A 17,425-nucleotide genomic window follows, 5' to 3' on the forward strand; every position below is an offset into this window, starting at 1 on the left:
GGTCACCCGACAGACTCTCAGGCTCCGCCGAGCGGGCGGATGGAGTGGGTGGTCTCCTCCCACGGGTAGAGCGGCAGCGAGCGCACGGTGCGCGGCGCCGGACCGAACGGGACGGTCTCCGTCCCGTGCAGCGTCCGCAGCCGCGGGTCGTCGGCGCCGCGGCCCAGCGCGGTCAGCGCCTCGCGGGCTTCGGCGGCGCTGTCCGCCGTGATCCAGGCGGCGCACCGCAGCCGGGTGCGGCCGTGGGTCGCGGTGTACGCGAAGGCGGCGTAGTCGGCCTCGGCGGTGGGCCCGGCCAGTGCCGTGGCGTAGCGCAGGGCGAGGGTGCGCAGTGCCGTCGCGGTGTGCGCGGAGACGAGGAGTCCGCCGGGGGCGGAGGCGGGCGTGACGGGCCGTGTCCCCGGACCCGACGGGTGCTCCTGGGCCAGGCCCGACGGGTGCTCCTGGGTCGGGGCGGGCGCCGGGGAGAGCACGGCGTGGGCGTTGGTGCCGCTCATGCCGAAGGAACTGACCGCGGCGCACCGGCCCGAGGCCGTCGGGTCCCAGGGGACCGTCTCCGTCGGTACCGTCATGCCGCTGCCTTCGAGCACGATCCGCGGGTTGAGCCGCTCGAAGCGTGCCTGCCGGGGGATGTGCCGTCTCTCCAGGCAGAGCAGGGTCTTGATGAGTCCGAGTACGCCGGCGGCGGCCTCGGTGTGCCCGATGTTCGCCTTCACCGATCCGACGTACCAGGTGCGGCCGGTGCCGCCCAGCGCGGTGCGGGCGGCCTCCAGTTCGATGGGATCACCCAGCGGGGTTCCGGTGCCGTGCGCCTCCAGGTAGCCGATGTCGTCGGCGGTGAGTCCGGTGGCGCCGAGCACGGACGTGATGAGCAGGGTCTGGGCCGTGACGTCCGGGGCGGTGAAGCCCGCGGAACGGCCGTCCTGGTTGACGCCGGTGCCCTCGATCACGGCGAGGACGCGGTCCCCGTCGCGTTCGGCGTCGGTGAGCCGTTTGAGCACCACGGCGCCGCAGCCCTCGCCCCGGACGAAGCCGTTGGCCCGTGCGTCGAAGGGGCGGCAGCGGCCGTCCGGCGACAGGGCCTCGGTGCGCTGGATCTCCGCCGTGGAGCGCGGCGCGAGGACGAGGCTCACGCCGGCGGCCACGGCCACGTCGCAGTCCCCCGCCGTCAGGGCGCGGCACGCCGTGTGCACCGCGACCAGGGAGGACGAGCAGGCGGTGTCGATGGCCATCGCCGGTCCCCGCAGGCCGAGGGTGTAGGCGATCCGGCCCGCGGCGAAGCAGTGCCCGTTGCCGATCAGCCATGAGGCGTTCGGTTCGGGTTCGGCCCAGTGCCGGTGGTCCTGTCCGGTGATGCCGACGAAGACCCCGGTGGACTCCGCGACGGTCGCGGGCGGGATCGCCGCGTCCTCGAACGCCTCCCAGACCACCTGGAGCAGCAGGCGGTGCTGCGGGTCGAGGTTCCTCGCCTCGCGGGGTGAGATGCCGAAGAACTTCGCGTCGAAACCGAACACGTCCTCCAGGTATCCGCCGCGGGACAGCAGCCCGTCCCAGGCGGCGGCGAACACGCCGCGTCGCTGCCCGGGGAGTTCGCCGGTGAGGTCGCGGCCCTCGGCCAGGGCCCGCCAGTACGTCTCACGGTCGCCGATGCCGCCGGGCGCGCGCAGTCCGGTGCCCACGACGGCGATGCGCCGCGTGCCGCGGGCGGCGTCCAGCTCCGCGCGCAGCGACCTGATCGTCTCCATGGCCCGGCGCAGCGGACCGGCGGCGGTGGTGGTGTCCGAAGTCGATGACATCGCCGGTGAGGTTAACAGTTCGATCGCATGATCACCCCTTGCCGAAAAGGAATTTGAGATTCCTGGGTCATCAACTACCTGAACTGCAAAGGGCATTGCCGATACAAATCCCATCCGGCCGACTTCCCGCGCATGCGGATGGATCATTCAACTCCCTTGAGATGGACATCTGTTGGCGAAAAACAATGGGTGGGCGGCGAAGCCTGGTGCTGCCCGTCCTCGGTGTGACAATGTGTCGCTCCGCGGGTACGGGGGTCCGTGCCGCACGTCGGGGGCGGGACCGGTCCCCGGCGCGTGCGCCGCGCTCCCTCCGCTTCTCGTCCTGCTCTGTTCGTCCGTGAGAAGGTGAGGTCGCCGATGACGTTCGCGGTACTGGACGACGAAGAAGTCGTGGTGCGCACGCCGGAGGAGTTCCACCGGATGCCCCGCGACTACCAGAAGATGCTGATCAGCCAGATCACCATCAACACCGAGGGCGAACTGTCCGGCGGCGACGACTACGCGCTGATGTTCCTGCCGCTCGCACCGTCCTCGGAGGAGCGCCAGGTGTGCGCGGAACGGGCCGCCGAGGAGTACGACCACTACAAGATCGGCAAACGCGTTCTCGCGGACATCGGCGTCGACACCACGTACATGGAGACGCAGCCGCTGTCCGAGCGCATGCTGTTCGCGGACGAGCGCATGCACACCTGCACCACCTGGGCCGAGCGCGGGATCTACTCGTACATCGGCGAGGAGACCGCGATGGTGATGCTCCGCGAGTTCGCCGAGAGCAGCTACCGGCCGTGGGCCGAGGCGGTGCGCACGATCGTCCTCGACGAGAAGATCCACATCGCCCACGGCGCCCGGGTCTGCCGCAACCTCGCGGCCACGGACGAGGGCCGCGAACAGCTCCAGGCGGCGCTCGACCGGCTGTGGCCGATGTTCGTCGGGATCTTCGGCAGCGCCAACACCAAGCGCTCCCGGCAGGCCGTACGTTACGGCCTGCGCAGGACCACCAACGGCGAGGCCGTCGCACTGTGGCGCGAGAAAGTCGCTCCGCGCGTCACCAACCTGGGCCTGCGCGTCCCCGAATAAGCCGCGGAGGCAGTCATGGCCATACCCGTGCTCATCACCCCGCGTCCGCCCTCCCGGGCCGAGGCCAAGGCCCGGCTGCGCGGACTGCTGGCCGACCGTCCCGACCTGGCCGCCCGGCTGAAGACCCTGCGCGGCATGGGCGTCCGGGTGCGCGGCTGCGAGGTCCACCTCACCACGGCCTGCAACATCCGCTGCAAGGGCTGCTGGTACTTCGAGGGCGGTTTCGACACCGCGGTGAAGGAGGTCTCGGATCCCGGCCGGATCCGGGCGTTCGCCGAGAAGCTGGCGGCGGACGGCGTCACCCAGGCCACCCTCATCGGCGGCGAGCCGACCATCGTCCTCGACCGGGTCCGCCCGTTCGTCGAGACGCTGCCCTACATCACCCTCTCCACCAACGGCCTGCGCCCACTGCCGCGCGACGGGTTCGAGAACGTCGCCGTCGGCATCAGCCTGTTCGGCGGCGGGCCGCTCGACGACGCGCTGCGCGCGCACCGCCCGAACGGCTCCTCGTTCACGGGACTGTTCGAGAAGGCGCTCGGGCACTACCGCGAGGACCCGCGTGTCACCTTCGTCTTCGCCCTGTCGGAGGAGGGGCTCCCGTACGTCGAGCCGACGGTGCGGGCGATCCGCGACAACGGCAACCAGGTGACGTTCAACTTCTACAGCGAGCACGGCTCCGACCATCCGCTGCGGATCGAGAACGAGAAGCGCACCCTCGCCGAGGCACTACGGGTCAAGGAGCTGTTCCCGGACACCGTGGTCAGCCACCCGTACTTCATCGAGGCCCTGATCACCGGGCGCGGACACTGGGGCGGACGGTTCGGCTACGACGTCTGCCCCAGCATCAGCGTCGAGATGCCCGAGCACGAGCAGCGGGTGAACAACGGCAACCCGGTGCTGGACGGTTTCGCCGTCTACGGCGCCGACTACGAGACGCTGCAGTTCTGCTGCACCTCCGGCGACTGCGGCGGCTGCCGCGACAGCCAGGCCGTCTACAGCTGGCTGATGGTCGGTCTGAACTGGTTCCTCGACAGCGAGCGGCGCCTGGAGACCTGGATGGACCTGGCCGAGAGCTACTGGCGCCAGTGGTACTGGGCACAGCACCAGTCCCCGAACTTCAGCCGAACCCGAGCCCTTTGAACACACAAGGAGCGATCATGCCCGCGACCGTCACCGCCGAGGCCGTCCTGGACCTCATCCGCGCCGAACTCGTCGACTCCGGTGTCGAGGAGGACACCATCGAGCCCGACGCCAAGTTCGACGACCTGGACATCGACTCGCTCGACGCGGCCGAGCTGATGGCCACCATCAAGCGCACCTACGGGGTCACCATCCCGCGCGCCGAGCTCGCCGACATCACGGTCGGTCAGCTCGCCTCCGACGTCGCGGAGAAGGCCGGCCTTTGACGGATCCGGTCGCGGTCACCGGCGTCGGCGCGGTCACCCCGCTCGGTGTCGGCGCGGACGTCCTGGTCTCCCGCCTCGTCGCGGGCGGGTCGGGGCTGGTGGACGGGGACGGGCGCTGCGCGGACTTCGACTCGGGGGACTTCCTCACCCGCCGGGAGAGCAGGCGCAACGCCCGGTTCGCCCGGCTGGCTCTCGTCGCGGCCGCGGAGGCACTCGGTCGGGCGGGGTGGTCCGAGGGGCTGCCCTACCCGGCCGACGAGATCATGTGCGTCGTGGGCACCGGCCTGGGCGGCGTCCCGGAGAGCCCGCGGGCGGCGGACGCGACACCGCTGACGGTGCCGCTGATGATGGCCAACGCCGCCGCGGCGAGCCTGAGCAGGCGTTACGGGCTGCGCGGGGAGTCGTACGCGACGGCGGGCGCCTGCGCCGCCGGGGCGCAGGCCATCGGCGCGGCCCTTGGGGCCATCCGGCGCGGCGAGGCGGCGGCCGCGGTCGTGGGCGGGGCCGAGGCCGCGTCGGTGCCGCTCGTCCGCGAGTCCTTCGCGCAGGCCGGTGCCCTCTCCCCCACGGGCCGGTGCGCGCCGTTCGACGCGGACCGCGACGGCTTCGTGATGGGCGAGGGCGCGGGCATCCTCGTCCTGGAGAGCCTGGACGGTGCCCGCGCGCGGGGCGCCGGGATCCTCGGGCTGGTACGGGGCTACGGCGCGAGCTCCGACGCCCATCACCTCACCGCGCCGTCCCCGGACGGGATCCCGGCGGCACGGGCCGTCCGGCGCGCGCTGGCCGACGCGGGGGTCGCGGCGGAGGACCTGGGCTACATCAACGCGCACGGGACCGGGACGCCGCTGAACGACGAGGCGGAGATCCGTGCGCTGCGGCTCGCTCTGGGCGACGCCCTGGAGTCGGTGCCGCTGTCGTCCACCAAGGCGGCGACCGGGCATCTCTTCGGCGCGGGCGGCGCGGTGGAGGCCATCGTCACCCTCGCCGCGCTGCGCGACGGCCTCGCCCCGCCGACGCACGGACTGGTCCGCCCGGACGAACGTCTCGGCGCGCTCGACCACGTGCGCACCGCCCGTCGGCTCGCCCGGAACCCCGGCGGGGCGCTCGGGCTGTCGGACTCGCTCGGCTTCGGCGGGCACAACGCCGTTCTCGTGCTGGGGGCACCATGACCGGATTCGACTTCCAGGGCCGCCGCTACCTCGTCACGGGGGTGATGAACCAGGAGTCGATCGCCTGGCACGTCGCCGCCGCGCTCCAGGAGGCGGGCGCCGAGGTCGTCCTCAGCTCGTACGGGCGGGCGGCGCGGATCACCCGCAAGGCGGCGGCGCTGCTGCCGTCCCCGCCGGACGTGCTGGAACTCGACGTGACGGACGAGGCGGGCTTCGCCGGGGTCGCCGAGGAGCTGGGGCGGCGGTGGGGCACGCTCGACGGCGTGCTGCACAGCATTGCCCACGCACCCCCCGACGCGGTGGGCGGCAGGTTCCTCGACACGCCCGCCCCCAGCGCCCTGCGCGGGTTCGAGATCTCGGCGTACTCGCTCCAGCGGCTGGCGGCGTCGCTCGCTCCGCTGCTGACCGCGGGCGAACACGGCGGCAGCGTCGTGGGCGTCACCGTCGACAGCGCCCGCTGCCTTCCCGGTTACGACTGGATGGGTGTCTTCAAGGCGTCGCTGGAGGCGGTCGCCCGCTACCTGGCGCTGCATCTGGGGCCCCTGGGCGTACGGGTCAACCTGGTCGCGGCCGGGCCGCTGGAGACGCTGTCGGCGCGCGGGATCAGCACCTTCGACGCACTGGCCGAGCACTACGAGCGCTGGGCCCCGTTGGGCTGGGACCGCGCCGATCCCCGGCAGGTGGTGGGCGCGGTGCTGTTCCTGCTGTCCGACCTGGCACGGTGCACCACCGGTCAAGTGGTCCACGCCGACGGCGGATTGCACGCCGTCGTGGGCGGAATCGGCGAGCCCCCACGCCGGTCCTCCCGGGGGTGACGGCCATTACCATGGGGGCCGATCCGGCGGGCGGCATCCGCACCCGTCGAAGGACCGCTCCGGCGTAAGGAATTGGCTATGAGTACTGGCTTCCCCCTGTCCCGGACCACGCGTGCCACGCCGGCGGCCGAGCGCGAGAAGATTCTCGCCGCGCCGGGCTTCGGCCGTCACTTCACCGACCACATGGCCTCGGCCGTGTGGACGCGGGAAGCCGGCTGGCACGATCACAAGGTGGGGCCGCTGGAGCCGTTCTCCCTGCACCCCAGCGCCGCCGTCCTGCACTACGCGCAGGAGATCTTCGAGGGGCTGAAGGCGTACCGTCACGCGGACGGCAGCGTCTGGCTGTTCCGTCCCGAGGCCAACGCCCGGCGCTTCGTCCGCTCGGCCGAGCGTCTGGTGCTGCCGACGCTCCCGGAGGAGGACTTCCTCACGAGCGTGGGGGAACTGGTCCGGGCGGACGAGGCGTGGGTCCCGGCGTCGTCCGGTGAGGAGAGCCTGTACCTGCGGCCGTTCATGTTCGCCTCGGAGGCGTTCCTCGGTGTGCGTCCCGCCGCCCGCGTCGTCTACTCCGTGATCGCGAGCCCGGCGGGCCCCTACTTCGCGTCCGGTGTCACGGGGGTCACCCTGTGGGTGAGCGAACGGTTCACCCGGGCGGCGGACGGCGGCACCGGCGCCGCCAAGTGCGGCGGCAACTACGCCGCGAGCCTGGCCGCGCAGATCGAGGCCGAGGAACACGGCTGCGACCAGGTCATGTACCTGGACAGCGCGGGCAGCGGCCACCTGGAGGAGTCCGGGACGATGAACCTGTGCCTGGTCACCTCGGACGGGCACCTGGTGACCCCGGCGCTGGGCACGATCCTGGAGGGCGTCACCCGCGACACCGTCCTGGCCCTGGCCCCCGAGTTCGGCCTGACCCCGCAGGAGCGGTCGGTCGGCCTGGACGAACTGCGCGCGGGTGCCGCCGACGGCTCCATCACCGAGGTGTTCGCCGCGGGCACGGCGGCGGTCATCACCCCGATCACCGGCTTCAAGGGCAACGGCTACCAGTTCACCGTCGGCGACGGCACCCCGGGCAAGCAGACCACGGCCCTGCGCAAGCACGTGCTGGACATCCAGTACGGACGTGCCGAGGACAAGCACGGCTGGCTGCGCCGGGTGCTCTGAGCCGGCACACGCGCGGCGGCCGGGGACCGCGCCCCGGCCGTGTTCAGCCGGTGGTGGCCGCCGGGACGGCCGCGCGGTCGGTGATCAGCCGGACGATCTCCTGCTGATGCTCCGTCAGGTAGAAGTGTCCGCCCTCGAAGACGCGGAACTCGAAGGCGCCCTCGGTGTGCCGGGACCAGGCCCGCGCCTCGTCGAGGGCGACCTTGGGGTCGTTGTCGCCGACCAGGCTCCACACGGGACAGCGCAGCTCCGGTCCGGGCCGGTGGACGTAGGTCTCGGCGGCCCGGTAGTCGGCGCGGAGCGCGGGCAGGGCCATGCGGATCAGCTCCGTGTCGTCGAGGATCGCCGACTCGGTCCCGCTCAGCAGTCGCATCTCCTCGACGAGTGCGTCGTCGTCGCGCAGGTGGACGGTCTCCGTGCGGGACACGGAGGGGGCGCGGCGCGCGGACGCGAACAGGGCGTGCGGGACGATGCCGTGGTCGTGCTCCAGACGGCGCGCGATCTCGTAGCCGAGGGTGGCGCCCATGCTGTGGCCGAACAGGACCAGCGGGCGGTCCGTCCAGGCCAGGAGTACGGGGGTGACCCGGTCGGCGAGTTCCTCGATGGTGGCGACGCAGGGTTCGGCGCGCCGGTCCTGGCGCCCCGGGTACTGCACGGCGAGTACGTCGACGGAGGCGGGCAGGGCCGCCGACACCGGCCGGTAGAAGGTCGCCGAACCGCCCGCGTGCGGCAGGCACACCACCCTGACCGCCGCGTCGGGGCGGGGGTGGTAGCGGCGAAGCCACAGGCGGTCCTGCTCGGCGGGCGTGGTCATGGGGTGCGGGTTCCCTTCGTGGCGGCGCGGTACCGGGACGTACGGGGTGTGGTGCGGTGCCGGGGGCACGGGAGGTGCGGAGGCACGGGAGACGGGCTGCGGGCCGGTGGATACGGGGTGTGCCCCGGCAGTCTCGTCGGGGCGGGTGCGGATCTCCACCCCTACCGTCCCCAGCCCGTGGCGGCGGGACCGGGAACGGGTCCGGCGGAGTGCGGCGTTCACGCGTTGAGGTAGGCCAGGACCGCCAGGACGCGGCGGTTGCTGTCGCTCGACGGCGGGAGCATCAGTTTGGAGAAGATGCTGGAGATGTGTTTCGCCGCGGCGCCCTCGGTGACGGTGAGCCGTTGCGCGATGGCGGTGTTGGAGCATCCCTCCGCCATGAGTTCCAGTACCTGGCGTTCCCGCGCGGTGAGCGCGGACAGGGGCTCGTCGCGGGAGTGGGAGACCATCAGCTGGGCCACGACGGCGGGGTCCATGGCCGTGCCGCCCGCGGCGACCCGGCGCACCGCGTCGATGAACTGCTCGTCGTCGAGGACGCTGTCCTTGAGCAGGTAGCCGATGCCGCCGGTGCCGTCGGCCAGGAGTTCGCGGGCGTACATCTGCTCGACGTGCTGGGAGAGTACGAGGATGGGCAGGCCGGGCTGTTCGCGGCGGGCGCGGAGGGCCGCCTGGAGCCCTTCGGTGGTGAAGGTGGGAGGTAATCGGACGTCCACCACGGCCACGTCGGGCCGGTGTTCGGCGAGGGCGGCTCTCAGGTCCTCCCCGTTGTCGACCGCGGCGACCACCTCGCAGTCGTACGCCTCCAGCAGTTGGATGATCCCCTGCCTCAGCAGGAAGAGGTCCTCGGCGAGGACAACGCGCACGGTAACTCCATCCTCATCACGGTCGGGCCGCCCGGGGGGCTGTCGATCTCCAGCACCCCGTCAAAGGATGCCAGCCGTCGCCGGATGCCTTCCAGACCGCTCCCGGCCGAGATCGCGGCGCCGCCGCGGCCGTCGTCGGTGACGCGTCCGTGGAGGACGCCGTAGGCGTATCCGAGGACCACGTCCACGTGCCGGGCCTCGGCGTGCTTGAGCGCGTTGGTGAGCAGTTCCGACACGGAGAAGTAGACGGCCGACGCCACGGGGTCGGGCGGGTCCCCGGGCAGGTCCGCCACCACCGTGACGGGCAGCGGGCTGGCCAGGCCCAGGGCGCGCACGGCGTCGGCGAGGCCGCGTTCGGCCAGGACCGGGGGGTGGATGCCGCGGACCAGGTCGCGCAGTTCGCGCAGGGCCTGGACCGAGGAGGCGCGCGCCTGGCGCAGCAGCCGCCGGGCCTCCTCGGTGTCCTGGTCCAGTTTCCGGTCGACGGCGCCGAGTTCGAGACCGAGGCTGACCAGCCGGGCCTGGGCGCCGTCGTGCAGATCGCGTTCGATGCGGCGCAGTTCGGCCGCCTGGATGTCGAGCGCCCCGGAGCGGGTCTCGGACAGGTGCCGCACCCGGGAGGCCAGGCGGGCCCGCTCGGTCGGGCCCAGCAGGAAGCGGACGAAGTAGGCGTGGCCCTTGAGCAGCCAGGGGCTGAGGAGGAGCCAGCCGGTGAGCACGAGGAGCGCCGCCAGGGCCGTGGCGAGGGCGTCGGACCCGCTGTCGACGGTGATGAACGCGTACCACCGGCCCGTGCCGTCGGCGGCGAGCGGCTGCCACAGCCCACAGGCCAGCACCAGTCCTTCGCCCGCGTAGTAGAGCAGTGCGGCCGGGGCGAAGCCGAGGAGCAGCCCGACGGCGGAGTTGAGGAGGAGCCAGAGCAGGTCCCGCCAGGTCGCGGGGTCGGCGAGGATCCACTTGCAGCGGCGCGTCCAGCCGACGATGTCGCGTTCGACCTCCTCCGGTTCGGGCCGGTACGGCCGTTCCACGGGCACGCCGCAGCGTGCGGCGGCCCGGCGGTTCAGGTCGCAGACCCGGCGGACCGCCGTGGTCAGGTAGGGCAGGGCGAGGAAGCCGATCCCGATGAGGCACAGGATGATGAAGTAGCTGGTGGTGAGGAACAGGACCAGCGAGATCAGGGATCCGGCGGCGATCAGCACGCCGATCAAGGTGTCGAGGGCGGCGCGGCGCAGTCGCATGCGTCCATGATTCCATCCCCGGGCCATGGAGGACCGGGCCACCGAGGACGATCCGACGGGGGACCGGGCGACGGCGGAAGGGCCGTCCCCGCACGGGGGCGACGGGGACGGCCCGGCTTCGGTTCGGCTCACGCTGCCTTCACGGTCTCGACGGCGGGCGTGCGCATGCCGCGCCACGAGGGCAGCAGGGTGGCGCCGAAGACCAGCAGCAGCGATCCGCCGACGACGGCGAGGTAGATGCCGATGGATCCGGAGGGCAGGTAGGAGTCGGCCTTGACCATGCTGTACGGGACGATGGTGGTCGCGGAGGCGATCGTGCCGAGGACGGTCGCGATGACTCCGATGAGCACGCCCTCGACGGTCAGCATGCCGAGCACCTGACGGCGTGTCGCTCCGGTGAGCTGCTGGAGGCCGAACTCGGCGCGGCGTTTGCGGGTGACGGCCACCAGGGTGTTGACGACGGTGATGGCGGCGTATCCGACGATCATGGCGACGATGGTGTAGTTGGCGGCGACCAGGATCTGCTGGATCTGGTTGTTGCGGCCGGCCAGTGAGGAGCCGTCGTCGAGTTCGGTGCCGGGCACGGCGGCCGCGAGCCGGGCCAGGTGGTCGTGGGCCTCGGCAAGGGCACCGGGCGCGGACCGGACGAGGATCTGGTGCGGGAGGCCGTCGCCGGTGTGCGGGGCGAGTGCCGACGCGGGCAGGGTGAGGTACTGCTGTTTGGGGTTGTCGGTGTAGAGCGCGACGACGGTGGGACGTACGGCGGTGCCGTCGCCGAGGTGCATGGGCAGCCGGTCACCGACCCGTACACCGTATTCGCGGGCCTTCTTGTCGGAGAGGGCGACGGTGTCGTCCCGCAGGTCGGTCAACGAGCCGGCGACGGGACGCAGATCGAGGCTGCGGGCCACGCCGTCGGCGGACACGCCGCGCAGGTCGACGTCGGCCGGTCCGTCGGGGGCGTCGACGAAGCCGCGGCTGGTGACGAACTCGGAGGCGGCGGCCACGCCGGGGGTGGCGCGGACGCGGTCGAGGACGTCGGGGGCGAAGCCGCCGGTGGTGGAGTCGAGGACGTAGTCGGCGAGGATGTTGCGGTCGTAGGAGCGTTGCGACACGGCGTCCTCGGTGGCCTGCATGTAGAGGGTGCCGGTGGCGATGCCGATCAGCAGGACGATGGGGGCGACTGCCCCCGCCATGCGGACGTTGGCGGTGGTGGCGTTGCGCAGGGCGAGTTGGCCGGAGACCCCGGTCAGGGCGCGCACCGGCAGCCACAGCAGGGCCGTCATCGCCTTGACGATGCCCGGGGCGAGCAGGGCCAGGCCGATGCAGAAGAGCACGGAGGCGGGTCCGGCGGTGCTCGCGAGGGAGGGTCCGTCCTCCATCACGGTGGCGGTGGCGACCGCGAGGCCGATGCCGTTGACGAGGAAGAACACCGCGAGCAGCAGACGCGGGACGCTGAACCAGCGGGTGGCGGCGTCGTTCTCGGCCAGGGCGGCGACGGGTTCGGTGCGGGCGGCCCTGCGGCCGGCGAAGCGGGTGGCCCCGGCCGCGGCGAGCACGGTGACGACGACGCCGACGGCCATCGGCATCCAGCCTGCGTGGTAGACGATCGAGGAGGACACGACGCCGCTGGAGGTGAGCACGCCGAACAGCAGCCGGCCGAGCAACTGGCCCGGGTACAGGGCGAGCAGCACCGAGCCCGCGGACAGCACGGCCGTCTCGCACAGGATCATGCGGCGCAGTTGGCGCGGGGTGGAGCCGACGGCACGCAGCAGGGCCATCTCGCGGGAGCGCTGCTGGAGCGAGAGCCCGAGGGTGGAGGCGACGCCGAACATCACGATCAGCACGACGGAAGAGCCGAAGATGGCCGCGAGGATCACGACGGTGCGCCGGCTGGAGAGGGTGCCGGGCAGTTCGGCCAGGCCGCGCCGCTCGCCGGTGAGGACCTCGGCCCGGTCGCCGACGGCCGACCGTACGGCGGCGGCGACGGCGGACGTGGGGGCCCCGGTCTCGGGCAGCACGCCGATGGAGTCGATGCGTCCGCCTGCCAGGGCGCGGGCCTCGTCGTCGCTGAAGAACACGGCGGCGTCGGGGTTGTGGCCGCCGCGCTGCGCTGCGGTGCCGCTGACCCGGTAGCGCCGGGTCTCGCCGCGGACGACGACGTCGACGAAGGAGCCGGGGCGGGCGCCGGCGCGTTCGGCGAGCCGGGTGTCGAGGGCGACCTCGCCGCCGGTGACGGGGGAGGCACCGGCGGCGAGGGTATAGGGGGTGAGGCGGGCGCCGGCCCATCCGTGGCCGTAGGAGGCGTCCTCACCGGTCAGGGGCTTGCCGTCCTTGAGGACGGTGGCGGGGAACGACACGTCGGCGACGGCCTCGCGGACGCCCTCGGCGCGGGCGACCTCGTCGACCAGGCCCGGGTCGATCCGGTGACGTTCCGTCAGCGCATTGGATTCGTAGGTCTGTTCACCGGTGACCACGACCGGGGCACCGGTGAGGCGCTGCGGGTCGGCGGCCATCCGCACGCCGGTCTCCATCAGGCCGCCGCAGCCGATGACGATCGCGGCGCCGAGGAACATGGCGAGGAAGGTGGCGACGAAGCTCGTCCGCCGGAACTTCAGGGTGCGCAGGGCGAGCCGCCACATCAGTACAGTCCTCCGGTGGTGAGCGGCGTGGGCTGCTCGCGGGTCTCGTCCTCCCAGGCGCCGAGCCGGGTCATCCGGGCCGCGACCGCGTCGGCCGTGGGCCGGTGCAGTTCGCCCGCGAGGCTGCCGTCCGCGAGGAAGACGACGCGGTCGGCGTACGAGGCGGCCACCGGGTCGTGGGTGACCATGACCAGGGTCTGGCCCGCCGTGTCGACGGATTCGCGCAGCAGGCCGAGCACGGCGGCGGCGGTGCGGGTGTCGAGCGCCCCGGTGGGTTCGTCGGCGAAGACGACGGCGGGGCGGGTGACGAGGGCGCGGGCGATGGCGACGCGCTGCTGCTGGCCGCCGGACAGCTGGGACGGCAGGTGGCCGAGGCGTTCGCCCAGGCCGACGCGCTGCACCACGGAACGGATGAGGGCCTTGTCGGGCCGCTGTCCGGCGAGTTGCAGCGGCAGCATGATGTTCTGCATCACGGTCAGGGCGGGCAGCAGGTTGAACGACTGGAAGATGAAGCCGATGCGGTCGCGGCGGAGTTCGGTCAGCCGGGTGTCGTCGAGGCCGTCGAGGTCGGCGCCGCCGACGGTGACGGTGCCGGACGTGGGCCGGACGAGCCCCGCGGCGCAGTGCAGGAAGGTGCTCTTGCCGGAACCGGAGGGTCCCATCACGGCGGTGAAGGTGGCGTCCGCGAAGCTCATGGAGAGTTCCCGGAGCGCCGTCACCTGGCTGTCGGCTCGGCCGTAGATCTTCGACACGGCATCCAGCCGTACCGCCTCCCGGCGGAGGTCGTGTGTTGTGTGCACTCGGGCTCCCCAATGAGATGACGCGCCTGCCACGCGGTTTCTGCGGATCAGATTAGGCGGGGGGAAGCCGCCGCACATTGGCCTTATCCCGCCGATTCGAGGTAGAGGTTTCTCTACCTCGATACGGCACGTAAGCGGAGTCGTCCGACGATTTCCGACCCGCTACGGAAAAGGTCTTCGAATGCCGTACGGGCGATCTGTCAAGCGGGTGGAAATGTCCGTCGGTCACGGCATGTTCCACCACCTTGTCCGGATCATTTCCCCCCTCGGAAAATGCAGGCACCGCCAGTGCCTCGGCGCATGGGAAACGGGTAACGTCGAGGCGTCCGACGAACCCTCTAGGGATGGGATTCTCTGTGTCCAGGACAGCCGGCCTCCTCACGGTCGAGAGGCAGCACCGCACGTCATGCACGGGGTCGGTGCGGTATGGGGAATGACCAGGGGCTGATCGCGAGCGTACGCCCCGACGGATACCTGGAACTGTTCTCACCGCGTACCGGAAAGCGTCACAGGTGCGGCCCGCGGGGCACGACGATGTGGCTGGCCCTGCAACGGAGCGATTGGCGGTCAGAATTGGCCGCGGAAGAAGTCGCTTTTCGATTGGGTGTGGATCCGGACAGTATTCGGTGCGATATAGATGCCTGGATGTCGCATTTCCGTGAGGCGGGTGAGTGAAGAAGCTGTGGGCGCGCGGTGAAGAGGCCGCGAGCGGGCGGGCGGAGAAGCCAGGGGCGGGCGGATGAGGAAGCCGCGGGGCGCCGCGGGTCGAAAGACCCGTGGCGCCCCGCGGCAGGTCCGGCGGCCGGGGCCTCCTTCGGTCCGCGGGCCTTCTCCCGTGCGCCGCCGCGTCAGGGCGCCGCAGTGCCGGGCAGCCAGTTCTCCACGGCCTCGGCGGTGGATCCGGCACGGTCCTCCAGGATCGTGAAGTGGGTACCGGGCACCTCGGCGAGTTCGTGTGCGCCGTTCCAGACGGCCCGCCAGTCGTCGAGGCCCGGTGCGAAGGGGTCCCGGGGCCGTACGAACAGCACCGGTGCGGTGAGCGCGCCCGGCAGGCAGTACGGGATCAGGTCGCTGTAGCGGCTCATGGCGGCGAGGCGAGCGGTGCCGAAGCCCCCGACGGCCGATTCGCGGTCGAGCAGTCCGTTGAACATCTCGCGCCGGAGGTGTTCCGTGTCGCCGTCGCCCAGGAGATAGGTGTCCAGCAGGACCACGCCGGAGGCCGGGCGCCCGGCCTTTTCCATCACCTCGGCCGCCGCGTGGGCGAGCTGTCCGCCGGAGGAGTACCCGAGGAGCACGTAGGGCCGTTCGTCCCCGGCGACGGCCCCGCGGATGCCCTCGGTCACCACCTCCACGACCGCGTCCACGGACCGGGGCAGCGGCTCGCCGGGCACGAAGCCGGGCACGTCCGGCACCAGGACGTCGCGCCGTCCGTGGAAGTGCCGGGCGAACCGGGCGTACTGGTGGGCGCCGCCCAGCGCCATCGGCGAGGGCAGGCAGATGAGGCGCGGCCCCGCGTCACCCGTGGCCAGGCGCACCGGTTCGGCCACGTCGCCGAACTCGGCCGCCGAGGAGAAGCCGGGCAGGATGTCGGCCACGGCGTGCAGCAGCGTCAGAGCGCGTTCCCACCGGCCGTCGGCCGCCGCGCGCCGCACCAGTCCGCCGACGGTCCGAAGGTCGTCGGCGTCGGCCGGTTCCGTTCCGCCGCCGCCACCGCCGCCGAGGACGCGTTCGCGCAGATGCGCGGCGAGCGCGAGAGGGGTGCGGTGGTCGAACACGGCACCGGCCGGGACGTCGAGGCCGAGCGCGGTGCCGAGCACGGCGCGCAGTTCGGCCGCCGAGACCGAGTCCAGGCCGATCTCCAGGAAGACGGCATCGGGTTCGACGTCCTCCGGTCCCCGGTGTCCGAGGACCACGGCGGCCCGGGAGCGCACGAGTTCGGTCAGCAGGGCCTCCTGCTCGGCCGGCGGGGCCTGTGCCAGGCGCTGCCGGAGGGCTTGCGCGCCGGTGGGACCGACGCCGTCGGTGCGGTCGGCGACGTCCGCGGATCCGGTGCCGTCCACGGACTCGGTGGTGTCGGCGGGCTCGGCGGTGTCGGCGGGCTCGGTGGTGTCGGTGAGGTGGGCCGCGGCGACGGCTCCGGTGGCCCGGGCGGCGCCGGCGGGGCCCTGCGGGGCCGGGCGGTCGGGGACGAGTGGTACGTCGGCGTTCAGCCAGTACCGTTCGTGCCGGAACGCGTACGTGGGCGGTTCGGCGCGGACCGTACCGGGGAAGAGCGCGGCCCAGTCCAGGGGCAGTCCGTCGGTGTGCAGGCGGGCGAGGCCGGACAGCAGGGCCTCCGGTTCGCCGCCGCGGCGCCGGCCGAGGGCGACGAAGGCGCCGCCGCTCTCCCCCGCGCTCTCCCGGGCGAGGCCGGTCAGCACGGCGTCGGGGCCGAGCTCGACGTACCGGGTGACGCCGGAGGCGGCGAGGGCGGTGACGGCGTCGGCGAAGCGCACGGTGCGGCGCACGTGCCGCACCCAGTGCTCCGGGTCACGCAGCTGCTCCCCGGTGGCGGGGCGCCCGGTGAGGGCCGACACCACCTCGACGCGCGGCTCGCGGAAGGCCAGGCGTCCGGCGACCGCGCGGAAGTCGTCGAGCATGCCGTCCATCAGGGGCGAGTGGAAGGCGTGCGAGACGCTGAGCCGCTTGGTCCTCGGGAACGTCGCGGCGGCGGCGAGCACCGCGTCGCGTTCCCCGGACAGCACCACCGAATCCGGTCCGTTGACCGCCGCGAGCCCCACCCGGTCGTCCAGCAGCGGGAGCACCTCGTCCTCGCCCGCCTGTACGGCGACCATCGCGCCGCCCTCGGGAAGCGCCTGCATGAGCTGGCCGCGGGCACCGACCAGGACGCACGCGTCGGTCAGGTCCAGCACCCCGGCGACATGGGCGGCGGCGATCTCGCCGACGGAGTGCCCGGCCAGCGCGTCGGGCCGGACGCCGAACGACTCCAGCAGCCGGAACAGGGCGACCTCGTAGGCGAACAGGGCGGTCTGCGCGTATTGGGTACGGTGCACCGCCTCCGGGGCGTCGCCGCCCAGTACGCCCACCAGGTCCAGTCCGAGGAGAGCGTCGATCTCGTCGAAGGCGGCGGCGAACACCGGGTAGTGGGCGCGCAGTTCGAGACCCATGCCGGGGCGCTGGGCACCCTGCCCGGTGAACAGGAAGGCGGTGCGTCCGCCGGTGCGGGCCCGTCCGGTGACGACGCCGGGCGAGGGGCGGCCGGTGGCGAGGTCCTGGAGGCCGGCCAGGAGCCGGTCCCGGTCGGTGCCGGTGACGGCGGCCCGGTGGCCGAGCGCGGCACGGCGGGTGCCCAGGGCGCGTGCGAGGGCGGACGGCGGCAGCCCGGGACGATCCTCCAGGAAGGCGTGCAGCCGTTCGGCCTGGGCGGGAAGGGCGCGCGCGGAGCGGGCGGACAGCGGCAACACCACGGCGGGGGCGTGGGGTTCGGGCTCGGTGCCGTTGGGTGTGTCCTCGTCGGGGGCCTCCTCCAGGATCACGTGCGCGTTCGTGCCACTGATCCCGAACGACGACACCCCCGCACGACGGGGACGATCCCCCCGCACCCACTCCCGCCCCTCCGTCAACAACCGCACCCGCCCCGAACC

Annotated in this window: 13 protein-coding genes; 6 read left to right on the plus strand and 7 right to left on the minus strand. The window is 72.7% G+C overall.

Annotated features, from left to right (window positions below; genetic code table 11):
- Nucleotides 1-17: 17 nt before the first annotated feature.
- Nucleotides 18-1,796, minus strand: coding sequence for a beta-ketoacyl synthase N-terminal-like domain-containing protein (locus tag AB0E67_RS30180; protein ID WP_362032499.1), 1,779 nt, complete (start codon nt 1,794-1,796; stop codon nt 18-20).
- Between the two features lie 357 nt (nt 1,797-2,153).
- On the opposite strand from AB0E67_RS30180, the gene AB0E67_RS30185 reads away from it, so the two are divergent.
- The 6 genes from AB0E67_RS30185 (at nt 2,154) to AB0E67_RS30210 (ending at nt 7,427) form a co-directional block, all read left to right on the plus strand.
- Nucleotides 2,154-2,873, plus strand: coding sequence for a Phenylacetic acid catabolic protein (locus tag AB0E67_RS30185; RefSeq protein WP_199883302.1), 720 nt, complete (start codon nt 2,154-2,156; stop codon nt 2,871-2,873).
- Between the two features lie 15 nt (nt 2,874-2,888).
- Nucleotides 2,889-4,013: a radical SAM protein gene (locus AB0E67_RS30190; RefSeq protein WP_362032501.1), complete on the plus strand. Its 1,125-nt coding sequence runs from the start codon at nt 2,889-2,891 to the stop codon at nt 4,011-4,013.
- 17 nt (nt 4,014-4,030) lie between these two features.
- The gene (locus AB0E67_RS30195) at nt 4,031-4,279 is read left to right on the plus strand and encodes an acyl carrier protein (protein WP_362032504.1); all 249 of its coding nucleotides are present in this window, start codon (nt 4,031-4,033) and stop codon (nt 4,277-4,279) included.
- Complete coding sequence (locus tag AB0E67_RS30200) at nt 4,276-5,448, plus strand: beta-ketoacyl-[acyl-carrier-protein] synthase family protein (protein WP_362032507.1); 1,173 nt, start codon at nt 4,276-4,278, stop codon at nt 5,446-5,448. Before AB0E67_RS30195 ends, AB0E67_RS30200 begins: the two co-directional genes overlap by 4 nt.
- A complete protein-coding gene (gene fabI, locus AB0E67_RS30205; protein WP_362032510.1) occupies nt 5,445-6,263 on the plus strand; it encodes an enoyl-ACP reductase FabI in 819 nt (272 codons plus the stop codon). Before AB0E67_RS30200 ends, fabI begins: the two co-directional genes overlap by 4 nt.
- A gap of 78 nt (nt 6,264-6,341) precedes the next feature.
- Nucleotides 6,342-7,427 carry a branched-chain amino acid aminotransferase gene (locus AB0E67_RS30210; protein ID WP_362032513.1) on the plus strand — a complete coding sequence of 362 codons (1,086 nt, stop codon included), beginning with the start codon at nt 6,342-6,344 and terminating at the stop codon, nt 7,425-7,427.
- A gap of 43 nt (nt 7,428-7,470) precedes the next feature.
- Here AB0E67_RS30210 and AB0E67_RS30215 read toward each other — a convergent pair whose 3' ends face one another.
- The 6 genes from AB0E67_RS30215 to AB0E67_RS30240 form a co-directional block, all read right to left on the minus strand.
- Nucleotides 7,471-8,241, minus strand: coding sequence for an alpha/beta fold hydrolase (locus AB0E67_RS30215; protein WP_362032516.1), 771 nt, complete (start codon nt 8,239-8,241; stop codon nt 7,471-7,473).
- A 218-nt stretch (nt 8,242-8,459) separates the two neighbouring features.
- Nucleotides 8,460-9,104, minus strand: coding sequence for a response regulator transcription factor (locus tag AB0E67_RS30220; RefSeq protein ID WP_073788021.1), 645 nt, complete (start codon nt 9,102-9,104; stop codon nt 8,460-8,462).
- Entirely contained in the window at nt 9,068-10,342 is a 1,275-nt protein-coding gene (locus AB0E67_RS30225; RefSeq protein ID WP_362032519.1) for a sensor domain-containing protein, read from the minus strand. Before AB0E67_RS30225 ends, AB0E67_RS30220 begins: the two co-directional genes overlap by 37 nt.
- 128 nt (nt 10,343-10,470) lie before the next feature.
- The gene (locus tag AB0E67_RS30230; RefSeq protein WP_362032522.1) at nt 10,471-12,981 is read right to left on the minus strand and encodes an FtsX-like permease family protein; all 2,511 of its coding nucleotides are present in this window, start codon (nt 12,979-12,981) and stop codon (nt 10,471-10,473) included.
- Complete coding sequence (locus tag AB0E67_RS30235) at nt 12,981-13,781, minus strand: ABC transporter ATP-binding protein (protein ID WP_362032525.1); 801 nt, start codon at nt 13,779-13,781, stop codon at nt 12,981-12,983. The genes AB0E67_RS30230 and AB0E67_RS30235 overlap by 1 nt, the downstream gene beginning before the upstream one ends.
- Nucleotides 13,782-14,629: 848 nt before the next feature.
- The coding region (locus AB0E67_RS30240) for an acyltransferase domain-containing protein (RefSeq protein WP_362032528.1) at nt 14,630-17,425 on the minus strand (2,796 nt) is incomplete at its 5' end.

The organism is Streptomyces sp. NPDC032161 (assembly GCF_040636995.1).
Lineage (GTDB): Bacteria > Actinomycetota > Actinomycetes > Streptomycetales > Streptomycetaceae > Streptomyces.

Bases quoted from the DNA above. Each gene is read 5' to 3' on its own strand.
- AB0E67_RS30180 (WP_362032499.1), bottom strand. From the start codon at position 1,796: ATGTCATCGACTTCGGACACCACCACCGCCGCCGGTCCGCTGCGCCGG.
- AB0E67_RS30185 (WP_199883302.1), top strand. From the start codon at position 2,154: ATGACGTTCGCGGTACTGGACGACGAAGAAGTCGTGGTGCGCACGCCG.
- AB0E67_RS30190 (WP_362032501.1), top strand. From the start codon at position 2,889: ATGGCCATACCCGTGCTCATCACCCCGCGTCCGCCCTCCCGGGCCGAG.
- AB0E67_RS30195 (WP_362032504.1), top strand. From the start codon at position 4,031: ATGCCCGCGACCGTCACCGCCGAGGCCGTCCTGGACCTCATCCGCGCC.
- fabI (WP_362032510.1), top strand. From the start codon at position 5,445: ATGACCGGATTCGACTTCCAGGGCCGCCGCTACCTCGTCACGGGGGTG.
- AB0E67_RS30210 (WP_362032513.1), top strand. From the start codon at position 6,342: ATGAGTACTGGCTTCCCCCTGTCCCGGACCACGCGTGCCACGCCGGCG.
- AB0E67_RS30215 (WP_362032516.1), bottom strand. From the start codon at position 8,241: ATGACCACGCCCGCCGAGCAGGACCGCCTGTGGCTTCGCCGCTACCAC.
- AB0E67_RS30225 (WP_362032519.1), bottom strand. From the start codon at position 10,342: ATGCGACTGCGCCGCGCCGCCCTCGACACCTTGATCGGCGTGCTGATC.
- AB0E67_RS30230 (WP_362032522.1), bottom strand. From the start codon at position 12,981: ATGTGGCGGCTCGCCCTGCGCACCCTGAAGTTCCGGCGGACGAGCTTC.